Raw genomic sequence first — 20,838 nt, 5'->3', positions numbered from 1 at the left:
TTCTTTAACGGTCTCTCTAGCATTGAATTGAACTGATGCATCTTATTTAGGCAGTTTTCAAATGTGACATCAGATTGATAATTAGCTAAAGACAACGTAAAGACAGTGTTGTCACGCCCACAGTCTTCTCCGCCATGGATAGCTTGCTGCTGGATCAATTTACGATACCAAGCTTCTTCAATTTGTTTGTGCTGAGTATTGAAAGTGTTATCTACCACAACTTTGAGATGTTCCCTCGCATCATCTGATTTGCGTTTCGACCAAGCTATGAGGTCCTTAAATGTATGCTCTAAATCTTTTTGATAGAATAGGACATTGTGCGCATTCGGGCATCTAAAATAGCCAAAATGATTACAGTTAAGATCTACTCCTTCTATCTCTTCGTTGAAGGCCAGTCTCAAGTTTTGAGAGATTTTTTTAGCTACATTTAAACTTTTATAGTTTTTATTTTTTGTAACATAAACTGGTTCTTCTAATATGAAATATGCATGAAATCCTTGGTCAGTTTGCACAATTAAAGTAGGCATTAATTCTAGATTTAGTCCTACATTGAGAATATCGGTATACTCAATATCATAATTATCAAAGTCGATTACGAATGTATTTATTTGCTTCAAGTTTTTCTCTTCATGACCAGAAATAGTGTTATTTTTTCTACTTAACCAATAATAAACATTAGGGGTGAAATGAGTCACAACGTTGCTATTACTCATAAGTGTCTCTACTGAGCTCACCGTGTAACCCTGATTGTAAATCATCTGATTTTTAGAATTTGCTGCAGCTACTTTACCATAAGGGTTCATTTCTTTACTCTTGATTTTTCTATCTGATATTCCTCTTTTTAAGATATGAGAATAGATTTTGTATAGATCGTGCATAGGTAGTCCTTTCCAATAAAAAAAGCGATAGACATAAGCATCCATCACTCACACACCTCTATAATCTACTCAAATGCAACAATATAAAAGTACAGTAAATAAACGTACTCATATCGTCAACTTGATTTATGTACGAACATTTGCTATTCTATAGCTATCCTAATATATATAAATGTTCGCAAAAACACTCTATGCACAGAGATATGTGAGCGAATTATAACAATTGAATTCAATGCTTCCCCAAGCGTTGATTCCGGAGAACTCGTGATGTCCCCACATCATGAGTTTTTTGTTATTAACACACTCTTTTTATTTAGTTTTATTGTAGTGATTTAATAAAATAAGCATACAAGACTAGACGTTATTTGTAAAATCAAAAAAGCATATTGCATATTATATATAATATGCAATATATAATATGCTGATATTAGTACTGGCCTTTTCTTTTTAAGACATCGACTTTTTCTTCAATATTAATACGATAATACTTATCGAAAACCTCCAAACTTTCCTCATCAAGATCTTCAATCATGTTATCAATAGCTTCAGTAATAATTTGCATATTGTTGAGATTACGCTTCGCAACTACATTTTTAAGGGCTAGTATTTTCGCGTGAGTATCTCCATCCAAACGAAGAGATGTTACAGGAAGTTTTTCTTTTTTAATATTATGATTGGCCAAAGGATTTTCATGTTTTTTACCTTCCCTTTTTGCTTTCGTTTCATCTAACAGTCCCATCTATTTCACTCCCAATTATTGAGTTTGTTTTTCTTCCATTCGTTCTAATCTTTCCAGGAATTCTTTAGTCAATCCCGCATATGCATTCACTGCCATCCTATCCCAATGACTTTCCTCTGAGATTCCAAACTCATCCCAGTATTTTACCCTTTCCATCGCTTTCACTATATGCTTAAATACATAGTCTTTATAATCTTCCATCGCATCTTGTAGTGTAATTGTGTCTGTCTTTGTCTTATTCGAAAACATCACAGGTATAATACCTAGGACATCAAACTCATTCCCGTAAGTTTCTTGGAAGTCTACCAAATGCACAAGAAATTTTTCTACTGAGCGATAAGATCGTCTGTGAGTCTGCATTACTATTAAGCTATAGTCACAAGCATATATTGCATTGTTACTAAAGTCAGATATAGTCGGCGGGGTATCGATTAAAATAATATCGTACTCCTCCCTGACTCCTTCTAGGAAGTTGCTCAGTTCTTTAACTTTGTCAAAGGTATCCTTATAGCGGTATTTTTTTATTAGGTGATCTGGAAAACCGATTAAATTAAAGTCACTGGGTATTAAATCTAGATTCTCAGATAAATGAAGCGTTGTCCCTACTCTATCTCCATCTTGGATACCCTCGTATATTGTTTTATAGCCTTCATCGTTAAGCGCATCTGGTTTCTCTGCATTATCATACGTTCGAATTAAAAGCTCCGTCGCATCAGCTTGCGGATCGAAGTCTACCAGTAGCGTCTTCATTCTTTTTTTCTCAGACAAAACATATGCGAGAGCACATGCTGTTGATGTCTTTGAGACGCCGCCTTTGAAGTTATTGATGCTTATAATCTTCCCCAACTGCTTCACTCCTTTGTATCATATTATATACAACATATCATATATAATATACTGCATACAATATATTATATAGTTTAGGTATTCACTACTCAGTTTCAGAGTTGCTGAAATTATTAAAAGTACAAAGACTAAATAAAGTTAATATGACTTAGAGTTAAGCTAATACTCTGTATCAATTAATATATAATATGCAATATATTGTATATTGCATATTTCTTTGAGGAATAATCTTTACTTACTTGATAAAGTGCTATGTTAAGCTAAAAGTAGTAGGGTTTGTATATCCCCTCATTTTGTTCTCTGACATAATTTCAAATTACATAATAGGAATTTATACGCTTCGCAGAAAGTACACCACAATAATCTTATAGAAAAAGGAATAGATAGACATGATGAATTTTCAGGATAAAGTAAACTTTTTATGGACCATCGCAGAAATATTAAGAGGGCCGTATAAACCAGAAGACTATGGGAAAGTGATCTTACCGATGGCGGTATTGCGTCGGTTCGATAATGTTCTGGAAGATACGAAAGAGGATGTACTCGAAAGCTATCAACAATTCAAGCATTTGCCTGAAGAAGCCCGGGACGAAATACTGAATAGAAAATCAAAGCAGCGTTTCAATAATACAAGCAACTATGACTTCCAGAAGCTATTGAATGATTCAGATAACATCGCAGAAAACTTCCGGGATTACATCAATGGCTTTTCAAAAACGGCAAGAGAAATCATAGAGTACTTTGACTTTGATAAGCAGATTGAAAAGATGGATCGTAATGATCTCTTGTATTTGACCGTGAAACGATTTGCAGAGGTTGATCTGCATCCCAATACCGTCTCTAACCTTGAAATGGGGTATATTTTTGAAGAACTGATTCGGCGTTATTCTGAACATGCAGAAGCTGGCGATCACTATACACCGAGGGAAGTCGTACGGCTGATGGTAGGGCTCATGTTCAATGAGGATGATGAGATTCTTACTAAACCTGGAATCACCCAGACCCTTTATGACGGATGTGCCGGTACAGGTGGCATGGGATCCATCGCCCAAGAATACTTACATGAAATGAACGAAACTGCAGAATTGGAGTTTTTCGCTCAGGAGTTCAACGAGGAATCATTCGCCATGTGTAAGGCGGACACCTTAATCAAAGGAGAGAACGCTCAGAACATTCGCTTTGGAAATACATTAACGAGAGATGCGTTTCCGACTCAAAAATTCGATTACCTGATTTCGAATCCACCATATGGGGTCGAGTGGAAACCCGCTGAGAAAGTGGTCAGGGAAGAACATGAAGATTTAGGAATGGATGGCCGTTTCGGTGCCGGGTTGCCTCGTATTGGTGATGGTCAGCTGCTGTTCCTGCAACACCTGGTATCGAAAATGAAACCTGTCAGCGAAGACAACCCACAAGGTTCCCGTATGGCAATCATCATGAATGGTTCCCCATTATTCACAGGAGATGCGGGCAGTGGGGAAAGTGAGATACGCCGCTATGTGATTGAAAATGACCTGGTAGAGGGCATTGTAGCGATGCCTAAAGATCTTTTCTATAACACTGGTATTTCCACTTATATCTGGATTCTTACCAATAATAAATCTAAATGGCGTAAAGGTAAGATTCAACTCGTTAACGCTGTTGATTACTATGAGAAGATGCGCAAAAGCTTGGGGGAAAAGCGGAATCAGATCTCTCAGAAGCAAATCGAGGAGATCATTCGCATATATGGTGAATTTAAAGAGCAGGATAATGTGAAGATTTTTGATAACGAAAATTTTGGTTATCAAAAGATTGTTGTAGAGCGTCCGCTGAAGCTTAACTTCAAAATAGATGATGAACGCATTGCGCGTCTATACGAACAAAAAGCGTTTCAGAACCTGGCTAAATCAAAGAAAAAAGGGGAAGGCGGCCTTAAAAAGCAAGAAGCCGGTGGAGAAGTCCAAAACGCTATTATTGAAGTGTTGCAGCAACTGAAAGAAGACACCCTTTATAAGAACCGGGAAGTATTCACTGAAAAATTGAAAGCTGCATTTGCAGACGCTGGCATCGATATGAAGGCTCCGTTGCTAAAGGCACTGCTCGCAGCCCTGGCTGAGAAGGATGAGACGGCTGATATCTGTGTGAAAAATAAGAAGGGTGATGTGGAAGCAGACCCTGATTCACGTGACACAGAAAATGTGCCACTAAAAGAGGACATTCATGACTATTTCGAACGTGAAGTACTGCCTCATGTACCAGATGCTTGGATCGATGAAGAAAAAACGAAAATCGGATACGAAATACCATTCACTAGACACTTCTATCAGTATCAGGAACTTCGACCTTCCAATGAAATCAAAACGGAAATACAAGAACTTGAAGAGAGTATTTTAGAGAAGCTGAAGCAGGTGATGATGTGAGAATAGAGAATAGATCTGGCCACCCTAATTGGAGACGTTTAAAAATAGCTTGGCTGTTCGATGATATATCAAGTGGAACTACCCCTAGTTCTACGAATGAAGAATACTATAAAGATGGTGAAATCCCTTGGGTAAATACAGGAGATTTAACTGATGGAAAATTATCTAGTGTAAATAAAAAAATAACCAGAAAAGCAATTGCTGATTATCCTGCTCTTAAAGTACATCCGAAAAATTCTTTAATTGTTGCTCTTTATGGAGCAACAATTGGAAAACTGGCTATTACTCAATTTGATGTAACAACAAATCAAGCTTGTTGTGTGCTTAATCAACCTAGAAATATAAATATTGATTTTGTATTTTACTGGTTTCTTGCCAATCGAGAAGGGATTATCCAGCGATCTGTAGGAGGGGGACAAAAAAATATAAGCCAAGGAATCATTCGATCCCTCCGAATCGATGTACCAAGTTTAACAGTACAAAATAGAATAATAAATTTCCTCGACCAAAAAACCTCAGAAATCGACACTTTAATATCAGACAAAGAAAAACTCATCGCACTCCTCGAAGAGAAACGGCAAGCCATTATTACAGAAACCGTTACAAAAGGGCTTAATCCGGACGTTAAAATGAAAGACTCCGGTGTGGAGTGGATTGGCGAGATTCCGGAGCATTGGGAGATAAGCTCCCTAAATCTTCATTTAAAAGAATCAAAAACAAAAAATATAGGAAATAAAGAAAAAAATGTACTTTCCTTAAGTTATGGACGAATAAAGAGGAGAAATATTAAAAATAATTTTGGTCTTTTGCCAGAATCATTTGAGACATATCGAGTAGTTAAAAATGGAGATATAGTATTAAGACTAACCGATTTACAAAATGATAAAAGAAGCCTTCGAGTAGGCTTAGTAAAAGAAAAAGGAATTATTACTTCTGCTTATTTAACATTAGTCCCAAACCAAAATATTCTAAGTGAATATGCTAGTTTATTACTTCATGCATATGACTTAAAAAAAGTTTTTTATGGATTTGGTAGTGGTGTAAGACAGTCTATAGGATTTCAGGAATTAAAGAAGTTGCCTATTCTACTTCCCAGTAAGGAAGAGCAATATGATATATGTATTTACCTAAAAAACTTCACGGAGAATATAGATGAAACTTTGATTCAACTAAAAGAACAAATCACTAAACTCAAAGAATACCGCCAATCTCTTATTTACGAAGCCGTCACAGGCAAAATAGATATTCAGGAGATGCTGAAAGAAACAGAGCAGGAGGAGGTATCGTCGTCGTGAGTATCGACAAAAGTGAGACAGGCTTTGAAGAGAATATAGAACAGGCGTTGATGGCATCCGGCTTTCAACAGCGTACCCTGAAGGGGCCTGCACTTGCCAAGTTCCGAAAGTGGGCGATCGATCAGGAAGTCTTTTTCACATTTTTGGAAGCGACACAGCCAAAGGCTTTGGAACGGTTACAGAAGGTCTACAAGGATGACTATCAGTCCAAGATCATGGAGCGCCTCGACAAAGAACTGAAGCGCCGGGGCATCATTGATTGCCTGCGCCATGGTATCAAAGATTATGGGGCCACACTCAAACTCGCCTATAATAAACCACCGACGGAGATGAATCAGACACTCGTCGAAAACTATGAAAATAATATTTTCACCGTGAGCCGGCAGGTGTATTATAGTGCGTCAAATCAGAATTCGATCGATATGATGATTGCTTTGAATGGGCTGCCACTGATTGTGATGGAACTGAAAAACCAGCTGACCAACCAAACTGTAGAGCATTCAATGCGGCAATTCAAGAAAGACCGGGACCCTAAAGAACTATTATTCCAGTTCAAGAAGCGTGCCGTTGTTTTCTTTGCCGTGGATACCGATGAAGTATATATGGCAACCCAACTCAACAAGAATAATACATTCTTCCTCCCTTTCAATAAAGGGAACAATGGTGGGAAAGGGAACCCACCTGTGGAAGGGGACTATCGAACCTCATATCTCTGGCAGGAAGTACTACAGCCGGACAGCCTCCTCGACATCCTTTTCCGATTTCTATATGTTGAAAAAAAGAGCATAAGAGACAGCAATGGGGACATTATCGATGAAAAAGAAGTGGTCATTTTCCCGAGGTACCACCAATTGGATGCCGTGCGTAAAATCGAGACTGACGTAAAATTGCACCAGGCCGGGCGAAACTATTTGATTCAACACTCTGCAGGCAGTGGGAAAACCAACAGTATTTCATGGTTATCCCACCGGTTGGCAAAAACCCATGATGCAGACGATAATCCGGTGTTCGACAGCATCATCGTAATCACAGATAGACGAGTGCTCGACAAACAACTCCAGAATGCAATTTATCAATTGGAGCATAAAGCCGGCATGGTGGAGAAGATTGATGAGAACTCGGACCAACTGGCCAAAGCGATACGCAACAAGACGAAAATCATTGTGACAACACTTCAGAAGTTTCCCTTTATTTTGGACAAAGTAGGGGAGTTCAACCGGGGCACCTATGGGATCATCATAGATGAAGCACACAGCTCCCAGGGCGGGAAAGCGTCTTCTGCCATGACGGCACTGCTTTCGAATAAAACATTGGAAGAAGCCTATGAACAAAATGCGATGGAAGAAGAAACAGCGACAGATGCAGAAGAACGGATGCTTGAAGCCATTGCGAAAAGTGGGGACCAGTCTAATATTTCCTTCTTTGCGTTCACAGCGACACCAAAACCAAAGACCGTAGAGCGATTCGGTACTCAAAATCCAGATGGCACGTTTGAGCCGTTTCACCTCTATTCCATGCGCCAGGCCATTGAAGAGGGCTTCATTCATGATGTGCTGCGGAATTATGTTACGTATGAAACATTCTATAAAATCGAAAAGAGCATCACAGATGACCCGGAAGTAGCGAAAAGCAAAGCGAGCAAGCAGATTGCGCGTTTCGTTTCTCTTCATCCTCACAATATTGCACAAAAAGCAGAAATCATGGTTGAGCATTTTAGAAATGTCACCCGTCACAAAATTAATGGTCGTGCGAAGTCAATGGTCGTCACAAGCAGTCGCCTCCACGCTGTCCGATATAAACTTGCCTTTGATAAGTACTTGAAGGCAAAAGGATATACAGATCTTCAGACACTTGTGGCATTCTCAGGCACCGTAGAAGACTCTGGAGTATCTTATACTGAAGCAGACATAAATAAAATCAGTGAAAATGAACTGCCGGATAAGTTTCATTCGGATGACTACCAGGTGCTGATTGTCGCTGAAAAGTATCAGACCGGTTTTGATGAGCCATTACTCCATACGATGTATGTCGACAAGCCATTGGATGGGATTAAAGCTGTCCAAACCCTCTCTCGTCTCAACCGAACATGTCGCGGAAAAGACGATACATTCGTGCTGGACTTTGTGAATGACCCGGAAACCATTCAAGCTGCTTTCCAAACCTATTACGAAGTGACAGGACTCGGGGAAAAGACAGATCCGAATATCCTCTATGATTTGCAGGGCGAACTGGATGCGATGCAGGTTTATACAAATGAAGAAGTAGATACTGTAGCAAATCTGGAGTATAGTGAGCAATCTGCAAAAAGTGCTCGTTTTCAAGGCAAATTAAATGCAACACTGGACCCCGGAGTGGAAAGGTATAAACAGGAACTGGGTGATGAAGCACAGGAACATTTTAAGTCCGCAGCTGTAAAATTTGTGAGGACGTATGCATTTATTCTGCAGATTGGGCCGTTCTCTGATTTGGATCTGCATAAACGGTTCATCTACCTCAGTTCATTGCTGAAAAAACTGCCAAAGAAATCAGAGGACCCTGTTTATATCTCTGACGATGTAGCCCTGGAATACTACCGTAATGAAAAAGCATTTGAAGGCAGTATCTCCTTAGACACTACAGGGGGAGAACAACTCTCTCCGCCACAGCATGGAAATGGGGGAGGATTAGAAGAAGAAAAAGAACGCCTGTCTTCAATTATCGACCGTATTAATGATCGCTTTGGAACAGACTTCACAGAAGCAGACAAATTGTCCAGAGATCAAATCATCGAGGACATGAAAGCCGATGAAGAACTGGTGTTAAAAGCACAAAATAATACGAAGGAGAACTTCAAGTTCAGTTTCGAACGTAGCTTCTTGGATTTTGTAATCAGTCGGATGAAAAGTAATGAGAGCTTCTTCATGAAAATATTGGAGAATCCGGAGTTTAAAAAGTACTTGGTGGAAGATATGGTTGATGAAGTGTATAGAGACTTGAGGAGAGTAAAGTAGATATTAAAATCTCTTTAAAACATTGGGATTATCGATCTGAAATAAGAACGATAATCCCAAATCTATTTGATCCTATTTGAGTGTACTATGCGTGAACCTTTTTATGTGTCTAGCTTAATTTTACAATCAGCGCTTAAATAAACCAAGAAATGCCTATTTTATTTTTGAGGGAGAGACCCGTATGCAACTTAAAGTAAAAAGATGTACCCATTGTCAAACCATAGTCAGCGATTCTTTGAATGCGTGCCCCAAATGTGGGAGCGCGTCATTGGAAGAGGGCACTTACCTAATTAACGGCCAACACAAGAGCTTTATTATCACTCCGCGATCCACTAGCAAGGTGATCAGCTGTCCGACCTGTGGTGCAGGAGTCAACATGCGCCAAGGAGGAGAATGCAGGGCATGTGGAGATGAAATCTCAGGTGCAGGCGGTTCACTATACGAGGGTTATATGGATTTTGACTAACTAGAAAAACCATCAACATGAACTTATAAATTGATAGTAAAATGTCTATGGTTTATTAACCATACATCTAAAAGTCAAATTTGCGCTTCTTAGTCCAAGTCTGTCTAATTTTCTGGTTTATAGCTATCGAATACACTATTACTTTATCCTGACTCATTTATATATATGATGTGATCAAGTGGCAATTCTTTCACATACACATGGTTCCCTTCCCAGTTTTCTAAATCACCTTTGACTTTGTCATTTTCAAATGGGAGTATTAGTCTTCCAATAAGTAACGTAAATGTTATTGTGTTATTTAGTTATCATTTTCTTTCATTTGCGGTTCGATAAATAGTATCTTTAGACAACCTGATTATTTTAATGATTTTATTGGTTATGTAACTTTTCCTATCATAATAAGCATAGTAAATACTTTTCCTTATTTAATCAGTTGATAAATTCTCAAATATTTTGTCAGTAATTTTCGATCTCTCCATAGAATGCCTTGTATATCCTACTAAATTATCGTCAAAAGATTCAATTGCAAATAAGAGTATGTCTTTTGAAAATTGTTCATTAATATATTCATGTGGAATTATAAGACCATCGCCTTCATAATCACAGTATATTGATTTCTCTCTCAGATCTTTTAGCTGTCCACTGTATGACATGCTATATATTTCTTCTAATCTTTCCATTCCAATAGCATTTACTAGTCTATCGCCCATACTAATAGTATAGTTCGATCCCATTATTTGCTTCCTCTTGTGATCCCTTAGAGGGTCTCTTTTTACTTCAGCTTGTCTTGTATTAAAGAGTCCTACATGAATTTTTCCTACTTCTTCAATAATAGCAATTGATAGGAATAATGATGTAGAAAATGACTTCATTTGGAATAACATAAAGGAATCTTTAACAAGTCGTATGACATGATCAACACATTCATTAAAGTCTTCTACTGATTCTATTTTAAAATTGCTTGCCTTGGATAATGACCTTTCAAATTCCTTTAACGATTTATCTTTATCCATATTGTACCCCCTTTTATTCACAAGAATTTTAGATCATCTTCGTTATGCTTTCTATCATTAATAATCCGATAGATTGTACCTTTAGATAGTCCCGTTATTTTAATGATCTCATTGATTGTATAACTCTTACTATCATATAAGGAGAGCAAAACCTTTTCCTTATCTTCTGATATTCTTGGTCTTCCTCCGGATCTTCCTCTTGCTCTTGCAGCATCTAATCCTTTTTTCGTTCTTTCGCTCAATAGATTCGCTTCAAGTTCAGCAAATGCTGACATCATGGTGAAGAACATTTTCCCCATGGCATCTTTAGTATTGATATTCATATCTATAATCTCTAGATCGATCCCTTGATCTTCAAGGTATTGCGACAGTTCAATGAGCTGTTTCGTTGTCCTACCCAACCGATCCAACTTAGTGAGAACCAGGGTGTCTCCTTCACGCATATAATCTAATGCTTTATCTAATTCAGTCCGTTGGTATTTCCGGCCACTTACTTTTTCAGAAAAAATACGTTCACAACCGTAATCTTTTAAGGTGTCAATCTGACTATCTAGATTTTGATCTCTTGTACTTACTCTCGCATAACCAATCTTACTCATCATTCATCCTCCTGGAATATCAATTATTAGGGGAGTTATACGCATTCTGTCATTTATTAAGGTGTACAAAATAAGACGATGGTACAAAAACTCGAATAGTTTTATAATTAGTATACATAGATAATTATACGTGTTTTTGTACTTACAAACCATATAAATATAACTGAAAATATAACTACCTAAAATGTTTCAATAAACGGTCGTTATTTAGAATGATTTTTACAACTTTTACTTACCATTAAATTTAATATAAAATATTTATGCAGATGTATCATAATAATTTTCTATATCAGAATGCAAATCTAAACCTACGCACTGTATTACTTCGATGAAGATTTAATTTTGAAGTGTTACACTTTTTAAAAGTATCTATGATTTAATAGAGAAAGGACAATATAGGGGGAAAGATCTATGTGGGAGATAATAATCAATAATAATAGTAATAATGTTTTGGGTTCCATTATAACTGGTCTCTTTACCTTTTTTACTGGTTTAATTGCTATAGTTGTAGTTCGAAAACAGTTAAGAGATTCTTTAGACTCAAAGTCAGGCTGGAGGCAAGAATTATTTAAGGTGTCATCAAAATCCAGGCTACTTTCAGACGATGTATACATATTATATACTGTTCTTAGATTTAGACCTCATGATGAAGCTAAAAAAAAGGATTACACATCTATGCCACCCGAAAACTTTAATGAAATGACTGCTTATATCTTTAAGGAATTAGGCGCTATTGAAAAAAATATTGATACTGGTATCCAATGTATAGAGCATAGCGATGATGAACAAAAAAAATATTTAAACCAAAAAGATTCACGAAAATTAAGGTTGTTTGCCAGATATCTTCTTAAAAATCATTGGGAAACACTAGGAAATGGTTGGCTAAAAAGATGGTATTGGCATAAATTTGAGGAGAAAAAAATGATAAGTGATTTTTATTATTTAATTAAAGAAAACGATAAGAAGGTAGAAGAAAATTGATGACAATAATGTCTATTAATATTAAATGGGATTCTTTGTCTGTCGGACTTCTTATTAATTCTATCGCGTTTTTATCCTTATTTTTTTCTCTGAGTATATTAATAGGATTATTTTATTTTTTCTCTGGCAGTGTTGAAGCGAAAAAAAAGACCTTCGATTACTTTATAACTATTTTTATATCTATAATCATTTGTTGCATACTACTGATAACTATCTCTATTACTTGTTGGATAGTTATAAATGTGATTTATGATTTATTTAACCAACAAATCTCATAATTTACATCAAATATTTCAACTCCGATTTTTCCCTCCATTTCTCTCTATATTCTTTCTCAATTTATTTACAATTTTCATCGGATACATGAGGTGTGTCCGATGGGGTCATTCAATCGTAAATATAAGGTGTATGTATTAAATTTTCTCACACGAAGCAGAACGATTGCTCGATAAAAGTTGATGGGTATATGCATGATCATCTATTCTATTTTTGTGAGTGCTATGGGATACTGCTTTTCCCCACAATACGGACAAGACCCCTTAAAATTATTCGGAACGATGAGAATTTCCAAATATATAGTATAATTTAGGTAGAAATCTCATAATAAGGAGTAGGATATATTTATTAAAACTGATTGATAATAAAGTTACTATAGAACTACTATATGATGAACATTAATATAAATATTTAAGAGTATGGAGAGTGATGCGTTATTACTAATGAATTCAATAAAGAGATCGACTATTTTTACGATACTTATATTAATTGTAAAAAAAAAACAGGGGTAACTTTTTTGAATGGGAGGTGGGGGAGTGGGAAAACATACTTTTTAAATGAATTGAGAGAGAAGAGTAAAAAATATAAGTATATTGAGATGGACTTTTGGGGCGAAGAAATTTCAGATCAAAACTTTACTTTAATAGCAAAAAAACTAAAACCCATAAAGTTTTTTTTCTACAAGTTAACTTATCCAATAATAGTGATAATAATTTCTGCAGTAATAACTTTATTACTTTACTTATTAAGTTACTTATTTACAGGCGACATTTTTACTACCTCAATTTTTACCAACAGCATACTACTATTCTTTTATTTTTTTATAATAGCTTCATTGCTTCAATCCAAAGATTACTTTTCTAGTTCAGATATTTTAGAAAACAGGTCTAAAAAAATAGTTGAAGATTTTTCAGATAAAAACAAAATAATTGTTATTGACGATTTTGATAGAATATCTTCTCAAGATCGTGAAAATCTATATGCTATTATCAATTTACTTAAAAGTAACCAGAATAAGATTATTATAGTTGGAGATATAATACAAATAGATAAAGATATAAGGGATGGTTTCGTAAGAAAAATTATAGATTATAGATATGACATAGATAATCTTCATAGTACGCAGTATTTATATAGTAAAATTGAAGAGAAACTGCAAAAGATAGAAATTGACACTTCCTCTATTGAAATGATCCTTTTGAGAAGTGATTTTACCAATAAGAAAAGAACATACCGAGATTATGAACAATTTTCCGAACTGATAGATGACCATGTTTCCAATAATAGCAACATAGAATACATCAATTCTAATGAAAAAATTTATCTATTATATTTATATCATTTTTACTACGATGTATATAATAAAATTATTTCATTTCGCCGATTGTAAAATTAAGCTAGACACCTAAAAAGGGTCACGCGTGATACACTCAAAATGAGTTTTCCGACCAAAGAAAATCATAGGAGTGATCACGCATGACCTACACCCATATTACCACGGACGAGCTAGTAATCATAGAAGCCTATTTCCATCAAGAGACCCCGACTTCACAGATTGCGAAACGGATTGGGCGTGCCCGTCAGACGGTCCATAATGTCATCGCATATCTCAAGGACGGGCACACTGCGCTGGAGTATTATCGGCGCTATAAGGAAAACAAAAGCCGGTGTGGTAGAAAACGGATTGTTCTACCGACCGATCAGCAGAAACATGTTGAAAAGCAGGTGGCGCAAGGCTGGACACCGGATGTGATTGTCGGTCGGCAGGAGATGCCAATTGACTGCTCGGGCCGTACACTGTATCGAATGTTCAAACGAAAAACCTTTGATGTAGCCACACTGCCGATGCAAGGCAAGCGAAAACCAAATGGCCATCAGGAACGCCGGGGCAGACAGGCCTTCAGGCGAAACATCTCTGAAAGAACAACTGACTACCCGGCGTTCAATGAAGAATTCGGCCATCTCGAGGGAGATACCATCGTCGGTGTCCGCCACAAGAGTGCCGTCATCACGCTGGTTGAACGCCTGTCTAAGGTCATTATCACCTTGAAGCCTGAAGGCCGGACGGCACAGGCAATCGAGTCTGCCATCAATACGTGGTGTCAAGAGATGCCCAGAAACCTGTTCAAGTCCATCACTTTCGACTGTGGTAAGGAATTCTCCAACTGGCAATCGATGAGCAACCAGAACGATCTGTCCATCTACTTTGCCGACCCAGGGACACCGTCTCAACGGGGATTGAATGAACATTCCAATGGCCTGCTCAGAAAGGATGGACTGCCCAAAGACATGGATTTCAACACGGTCGATCAGATATTTGTCTCGTCTGTCGCTTCAAGAAGAAACCACATACCGAGAAAATCATTGAACTACCGGACACCATTGGAAGTCTTTTTGAGTTACATGGGTGAAAAGGAACTGTCTAGCTTATTTTGACAAACGAAATTTATAAATTATGATCGAATTCCATTTTTGGAAATTTTGCAGCCTAAGCAGTCAACCCAAGAGGAAAGTAACAAAAATTTTATGTGTGAATTACAAGATGAATACCAACTGAATAGTTTGCTGTATCCATTCATAAACAATAAAGTTGTAGATTCACCATCCTTATTTAATGGATATCATGATTTATATATAGTTGGTAATGGGAAGAACTTTCATAATATAAGATTGGTACTTGAACATAGTAAGGTTTTATCTGCTGAAAGTTTTAAGGAAGTAACAGAATTGGATTTCCAATCACAAACTTTATTTAGATCAAGAGTCTTTAGACTTATGTCAAGACATCAAGAAGATAAAAAACTTTTAATAGACTATTTAAATAGTATCGTAAATCTATTATTCGATAAGAATCAATACAATGAAGATACTATTTTTAACAACTTAATCGCTGCTACACTTTACGATTTGAAAACTTTTCTAATAAAAACTCCAGAATTTAAAGAATGGTATAAGGACATAGCCTCCAATATTGATTTAAATAAACTATTTTTCTTAAAAGTAAAATTTGATCGAGAAAATAGTGTTTTAACCGATAAAGAATACGAATCTATCGTACAGTCGAAAGAGATTATTTATAATGACGAGCCATTTTATGGCACATTACACTTGCTAAAAAATTATAACGAAAAAAGGTTCAGTGAATTAATTAGGGATATTATTGGTAGTGATGACGAGAAATTTTATGGAAAAACAAAATCAAGCTTGTTAACTGTAATTATAAGAAACGGCAAAGAAGAAATTCCAATGGTACACGAAACGATAATTAACTCTCCTAAATTGAAGATTGAATTTTTAGCAAGGATAAAAGAAATTGAGCATACACAATCAAGAAAAGATCTTTTATCATATTACAATAATGCTATGGATTATTCTGAATTTTCTCTTATATAATTATAGATGAGACCAACTGCTAAACTAGATTCAACAGTTTACCACAATAATCATACCGTGTACTTAGGGTAGGCCCTAAACATACACATAGTATGTATTGATTTGACTGTATGTGACTTTTGACTTTATTTTGCACTTATTTAAGTGATATTTTGCACTAAAATTAAGCCGATATCTCACATTAAAAGAGAGATATCGGCTTATAAAATTTCCTATTAAAATAGGAATGAGAACAGAGCGTTGAATGTGCCATTTTCAAATAGGATATAAATTCCTAATCCTATAAAGACGATTGGAACGATCCAACGTTCATATTTTTCGATTTTATCTGAAACAAAATCCAAGGAAGCCAATCGATAGCTGATTAGACATAGAACACCAACCATAATCATGAAAACAATGATGGCAATAACGATTTCCATCATATTTAAAGTTGTAAAGTATGGTATATAGATAGAAAAATCATCCGCACTGGAAGCCAGTACAATGAAAGTGACCGTTATAAATAATTGATTAAATCTGCCTGAAGAGAAAAGGGAGAGAATGTTATCTTCATCTTCGTCCTCTTCCCCTTTGATCCATATTTTGATACCCAGGTAAAGTGGCAGCAATCCAAGCAGGCCGATCATCCATTGTTGAGGAATAAAATTGGCTACTCCCAATGCGACCAGAAGACTTGCGCCTATAATAATGACTGTCCCTATATATTGTCCAATCCAAATATGTTTTATTTGATTACTCTTTTTGATTTGCGAAAACAGAAGAATCAATATAACGAGGTAGTCGATTCCTGTCGCTACATAAACGGCAGCAGCTGTAAATGCCGTTACAATCATAGTTCCAACTCCAATTTTTCAGCATCAGTACTTTTATTTATCTGGGAAGAACCCAAGCTTAATTCATCTTCCTTCACACGCATAAGCCTCAAACCATTCATGGCCACCACTAAAGTGGCACCCATGTCCGAGAGAATCGCAATCCATAGTGTCAGCCATCCTGGGATGACCAACAATAGAGCAATCAGTTTGATTCCAATGGCAAAAGCGATATTCGCTTTGATGATGTTCAATGTTTTGCGGCTGAGCTTGATGGTAAAAGGCAGTTTCTTCAGGTCATCGCCCATTAAGGCGACATCTGCTGTTTCAAGGGCGGTATCTGTACCGGCGCCACCCATAGCGATACCAACGGTGGAAGCTGCCAGCGCCGGGGCGTCATTGACCCCATCGCCGACCATGCCTACATGACGATAATCAGTTTTTAGTTGCTTAATTACATCCAGTTTATCCTGCGGGAGTAATTCTGATTGAATATCTGTGACACCAACATGTGCACCAATCGCACTGGCGGTACTATGATTATCTCCCGTAAGCATGACTGTTTTTTCGATGCCTGCCTGATGAAGTTTCTCTATCACTGCTTTACTTGATTCGCGGACTTCATCCGCGACCGCAATGATTGCCTGAACTGTATTTTTCGTTCCTGCAACCATGACGGTCTTACCTTGTTCCTGAAGTGTTTTGATATCACTTTTAATTGCATCATTGAAATTAGTTGCCGGTATCTCTTCAAATAATGCCGGACTGCCAACATAATACATTTCATTATTGATTTTACCCCGTATCCCTTTGCCTGTAATGGAAGAAAAGTCTTCGACAAAGATATCAGAATAAGGAAGGTTATAACTGTCTGCCTTCTTTATAATAGCGGATGCCAATGGATGCTGGGAACGATCTTCCAATGCTGTGATGACTGCCAGCATTTCCTTTTCATCAACTGCATTGTCGATTAAACGATAATCGGTTACAACCGGGACGCCTTTTGTGAGTGTGCCGGTCTTATCAAATGCAATGGCTTTTAATCCACCCATTTCTTCGAGGTAGACCCCGCCTTTTATAAGGACTCCCTTCTTGGCAGCGTTTCCGATTGCTGAAACAATTGCTATCGGCGTGGAAATCACCAATGCACATGGACAACCTACAACGAGAACCGCTAACCCTTGATACACCCAAGTGGACCAACTCGCACCGAAAAATAACGGGGGTACAATCGCAACCAGCACTGCGACACCCATAATGGCAGGCGTATAATATTTTGCAAATTTATCAACGAATGCCTGGGCAGGAGCACGCTCACCTTGTGCTTCTTCCACCAGATGAATGATTTTGGCAATGGTCGTATCTTCAACCAATTTAGTGATTTTAACTTCCAGTAAGCCTTCTTCGTTCAGTGTCCCTGCAAATACTTCATCATCGAGCGATTTTTCAACCGGCACTGATTCACCTGTGATTGCTGCCTGGTTGATTACAGAGTAACCATTGACAATTACGCCGTCCATAGCAATTTTCTGTCCAGGCTTAACAATCATGATATCGCCCACAGCAATATCATTGACGTGCACTGTCATTTCCTGTCCGTTGCGTCTGACAAGTGCCTCTTTAGGAGCAATATCCATCAATGAACTGATGGATTGCCTTGCTCGATCCATCGAGAAACGCTCCAACGCTTCACTGATGGCAAACAAGATGACAACAATGGCGACCTCGGCCCATTCTCCGATGATGACACCGCCAATCACTGCGACTGTCATCAGGGTTCGCATATCAAATTCAAACCGGACTAAATTCTGGAGACCCGTTTTCAGCATTGAAGCCCCTCCGACAATCATGGAAGTGATGAATAGCAGTGGTGTAAGAATATTGTCATCACCATTCACCAACATTGAAATGAAGCCAAAAGCGATAAACAGTAGCGAATAGAGCAGAGTGCTGTGCTTTTTATAAAATGGAATGGTTACTTCCTTTTCTTTTTTGTCTTGTCCACTTTCTTCCCGGGATTTCTCAGGCACCACTTTGAGATTTTCAAATGCTCCTGCTTCTTCCAGTTCCTCAACCGTTGCAGAACCATATACAGAAATTTTTGATGCGCCAAAATTCACCTTCGCATCTTGAACTTCAGGTAGTTTCTTCACATTGTTCTCAAATGTGCCAGCACAATTTGCACAGGAAAACCCCTGAACACGGTAAACATTTTTTTCTTTATTAACTTCTGGTTGCGCTTGACGACTAGACTTTTCAGGCACCACTTTGAGATTTTCAAATGCTCCTGCTTCTTCCAGTTCCTCAACCGTTGCAGAACCATATACAGAAATTTTTGATGCGCCAAAATTCACCTTCGCATCTTGAACTTCAGGTAGTTTCTTCACATTGCGCTCAAATTTCCCTGCACAGTTCGCACAGGAAAACCCCTGAACACGGTAAACTTTTTTTTCTTCTTCAGTCAGCTCTGCAATCCCTTCAGACATTGGTTATCACTTCTTTCCTATGTATTAATGCAATCGTCATGATTTCTTTAATATGCTGATCTTCCAGAGAATAGAACGCGAGTTTCCCTTCTTTCCTGAATCTAACGATGCCTTCTTTGTAGAGCGTGCGTAAATGATGAGATGCACTTGCTACAGTCACACCGAGTATATTTGCGATGTCACAGACGCATAATTCCTCTTCCTTGCATAAGGAATAGGTGATTTTTGCCCTATTCACATCGGCAATAGCCTTAAGCATCTGTGATATACCGGCAATATCGACAGTTTGTAAATTCTCTTGCATCCGGTTAACCTTTTCTTCGTCATAACAAAAAACTTCACATGTTTCTTTCTTATTCATACATACACCCCGTCATTCAAATATTTGTTTGAATATAGTATATCATCTTGTTTTCTTTATTCAAGCAGATGTTTGAATAATAATAAATTTGTATAAGTTTTTCGCGACATAGAAAGAATTTTCTGAAATAAAACTGAAAGAAATTACGATATCGTAAGTGAACTTTATTGTGATAAATAATTTATTCGTTCTTAAAAGTACACATTAACGAACGCCCTAAAAATATCCTTAAACATATAGAATCAATCGTTCACAAACATGTTAAAATACTTAGTGAACGTTCATTATGTTACATATACGTTAGCGAACGATTTTCTGGTAAAATGAAAAAAGAGAGATTAAGGAAAAGGGAGAAGATGTGTTCTATGGAAAATCGAAAATATGGATACATCCGTGTCAGCAGTAAAGATCAAAATGAGCAGCGTCAAGTTGTTGCAATGAAAGAAAAAGGCATCCATGAACGCGATATTTTTATGGATAAAGGTAGTGGTAAGGATTTCCAACGTTCCCAATACCAACTGCTCAAACGGATTCTTCGACCTGGAGATGTGTTGTATATCCATTCACTTGATCGCTTTGGACGGAATAAAGAAGAAATTGTGGAAGAATGGAATGCCATCACGAAAGAGCTTCACGCTGATATTATTGTGATGGACATGCCCCTACTGGATACAACCCAATATAAAGACAGCATGGGCACCTTTATCGCCGACCTGGTTTTACAGATACTTTCTTGGATCGCACAAGATGAACGGGAACGCATTCGCAAACGACAAAGTGAAGGGATCGATGCAGCAAAGAATCAAGGAAAGGTTTTTGGTCGTCCAAAAGTCCAGATTACAGAGACATTCATGGTTGCGTATGATGAATGGAAAAAAGGTGAGATTACAGCAACACAGGCGATGCAGCAAGCGAATGTTAAAAAAACAACGTTCTATAAACTGGTTAAACGGGTGGAACTTAAAGAGGTTGGAACATAAAAGTGATTTTGTTCCAATCTCTTTATATATATATAGCGCAAAATAGCTTTTAAAATAGGTGCAAAGTAAAAACAAAAGTCACACAGCAATTAACAAGTTTATAGCTAGTTACTACTTTTTCTTGCACCAAAAAGTAGTGTGAATATCAGATACAAGAAAAAGAGTATGATAATTAAACTGGCAAGAATGTTATATATTTGATCTGCATGGTAGTTAATAAATGTTATTCCCAGGTTATCCAGATTACCGAGAAAATTATCTGTACCTTGAGTGTTGAGACCACTCAGGTCCATTAAAAAAAGTATGATTAACGTTACT

General features: G+C 37.2%; 16 protein-coding genes. 8 read left to right on the top strand and 8 right to left on the bottom strand.

Annotated elements, in window-relative coordinates; genetic code table 11:
- The 3 genes from ACZ43I_RS12535 to ACZ43I_RS12525 form a co-directional block, all read right to left on the bottom strand.
- Window positions 1-923: primase C-terminal domain-containing protein (locus tag ACZ43I_RS12535; RefSeq protein WP_464761780.1), on the bottom strand; the 923-nt coding region annotated here is incomplete at its 3' end.
- A gap of 382 nt (window positions 924-1,305) precedes the next feature.
- Window positions 1,306-1,617 (bottom strand): hypothetical protein, encoded by a 312-nt coding sequence (locus ACZ43I_RS12530; RefSeq protein WP_344701893.1) that lies wholly within the window; start codon window positions 1,615-1,617, stop codon window positions 1,306-1,308.
- 15 nt (window positions 1,618-1,632) lie between these two features.
- On the bottom strand, window positions 1,633-2,463 hold the full coding sequence (locus ACZ43I_RS12525) for a ParA family protein (protein WP_344701895.1): 831 nt from the start codon (window positions 2,461-2,463) through the stop codon (window positions 1,633-1,635).
- 389 nt (window positions 2,464-2,852) lie between these two features.
- Between ACZ43I_RS12525 and ACZ43I_RS12520 the strand changes: the two genes are divergently transcribed.
- The 3 genes from ACZ43I_RS12520 to ACZ43I_RS12510 are packed head-to-tail and all read left to right on the top strand — an operon-like array spanning window position 2,853 to window position 9,150.
- Complete coding sequence (locus ACZ43I_RS12520) at window positions 2,853-4,865, top strand: type I restriction-modification system subunit M (protein ID WP_344701897.1); 2,013 nt, start codon at window positions 2,853-2,855, stop codon at window positions 4,863-4,865.
- Window positions 4,862-6,160 carry a restriction endonuclease subunit S gene (locus tag ACZ43I_RS12515; RefSeq protein WP_344701899.1) on the top strand — a complete coding sequence of 433 codons (1,299 nt, stop codon included), beginning with the start codon at window positions 4,862-4,864 and terminating at the stop codon, window positions 6,158-6,160. The genes ACZ43I_RS12520 and ACZ43I_RS12515 overlap by 4 nt, the downstream gene beginning before the upstream one ends.
- Window positions 6,157-9,150, top strand: a complete 2,994-nt coding sequence (locus ACZ43I_RS12510; protein WP_344701901.1) for a type I restriction endonuclease subunit R — start codon at window positions 6,157-6,159, stop codon at window positions 9,148-9,150. The genes ACZ43I_RS12515 and ACZ43I_RS12510 overlap by 4 nt, the downstream gene beginning before the upstream one ends.
- 891 nt (window positions 9,151-10,041) lie before the next feature.
- Here ACZ43I_RS12510 and ACZ43I_RS12505 read toward each other — a convergent pair.
- Together ACZ43I_RS12505 and ACZ43I_RS12500 are read right to left on the bottom strand one after the other, a co-directional pair.
- Complete coding sequence (locus ACZ43I_RS12505; RefSeq protein WP_344701903.1) at window positions 10,042-10,629, bottom strand: AbiV family abortive infection protein; 588 nt, start codon at window positions 10,627-10,629, stop codon at window positions 10,042-10,044.
- Between the two features lie 17 nt (window positions 10,630-10,646).
- Window positions 10,647-11,228, bottom strand: coding sequence for a recombinase family protein (locus ACZ43I_RS12500; protein WP_344701905.1), 582 nt, complete (start codon window positions 11,226-11,228; stop codon window positions 10,647-10,649).
- Between the two features lie 411 nt (window positions 11,229-11,639).
- Between ACZ43I_RS12500 and ACZ43I_RS12495 the strand changes: the two genes are divergently transcribed.
- The 4 genes from ACZ43I_RS12495 (at window position 11,640) to ACZ43I_RS12480 (ending at window position 15,878) form a co-directional block, all read left to right on the top strand.
- Window positions 11,640-12,209: a hypothetical protein gene (locus tag ACZ43I_RS12495; RefSeq protein WP_344703140.1), complete on the top strand. Its 570-nt coding sequence runs from the start codon at window positions 11,640-11,642 to the stop codon at window positions 12,207-12,209.
- A 712-nt stretch (window positions 12,210-12,921) separates the two neighbouring features.
- Entirely contained in the window at window positions 12,922-13,875 is a 954-nt protein-coding gene (locus tag ACZ43I_RS12490; protein WP_464761781.1) for a P-loop NTPase fold protein, read from the top strand.
- Between the two features lie 86 nt (window positions 13,876-13,961).
- Entirely contained in the window at window positions 13,962-14,921 is a 960-nt protein-coding gene (locus ACZ43I_RS12485) for an IS30 family transposase (RefSeq protein WP_380710055.1), read from the top strand.
- A 36-nt stretch (window positions 14,922-14,957) separates the two neighbouring features.
- On the top strand, window positions 14,958-15,878 hold the full coding sequence (locus tag ACZ43I_RS12480) for a hypothetical protein (protein WP_344700747.1): 921 nt from the start codon (window positions 14,958-14,960) through the stop codon (window positions 15,876-15,878).
- Window positions 15,879-16,093: 215 nt separating this feature from the next.
- Here ACZ43I_RS12480 and ACZ43I_RS12475 read toward each other — a convergent pair whose 3' ends face one another.
- Genes ACZ43I_RS12475 through ACZ43I_RS12465 form a run of 3 tightly spaced genes read right to left on the bottom strand, consistent with a single transcriptional unit; the run spans window position 16,094 to window position 19,540 of the window.
- Window positions 16,094-16,714 (bottom strand): CadD family cadmium resistance transporter, encoded by a 621-nt coding sequence (locus ACZ43I_RS12475; RefSeq protein WP_344700746.1) that lies wholly within the window; start codon window positions 16,712-16,714, stop codon window positions 16,094-16,096.
- Window positions 16,711-19,179, bottom strand: coding sequence for a heavy metal translocating P-type ATPase (locus ACZ43I_RS12470; RefSeq protein ID WP_344700745.1), 2,469 nt, complete (start codon window positions 19,177-19,179; stop codon window positions 16,711-16,713). The genes ACZ43I_RS12475 and ACZ43I_RS12470 overlap by 4 nt, the downstream gene beginning before the upstream one ends.
- Complete coding sequence (locus ACZ43I_RS12465) at window positions 19,172-19,540, bottom strand: ArsR/SmtB family transcription factor (protein WP_046513385.1); 369 nt, start codon at window positions 19,538-19,540, stop codon at window positions 19,172-19,174. Before ACZ43I_RS12465 ends, ACZ43I_RS12470 begins: the two co-directional genes overlap by 8 nt.
- A gap of 365 nt (window positions 19,541-19,905) precedes the next feature.
- On the opposite strand from ACZ43I_RS12465, the gene ACZ43I_RS12460 reads away from it, so the two are divergent.
- Complete coding sequence (locus ACZ43I_RS12460; protein WP_344701653.1) at window positions 19,906-20,520, top strand: recombinase family protein; 615 nt, start codon at window positions 19,906-19,908, stop codon at window positions 20,518-20,520.
- The last annotated feature ends 318 nt before the right edge of the window (window positions 20,521-20,838 follow it).

This window comes from Salinicoccus jeotgali (assembly GCF_055379195.1).
This window is presented reverse-complemented; position numbering and strand designations above follow the sequence as displayed.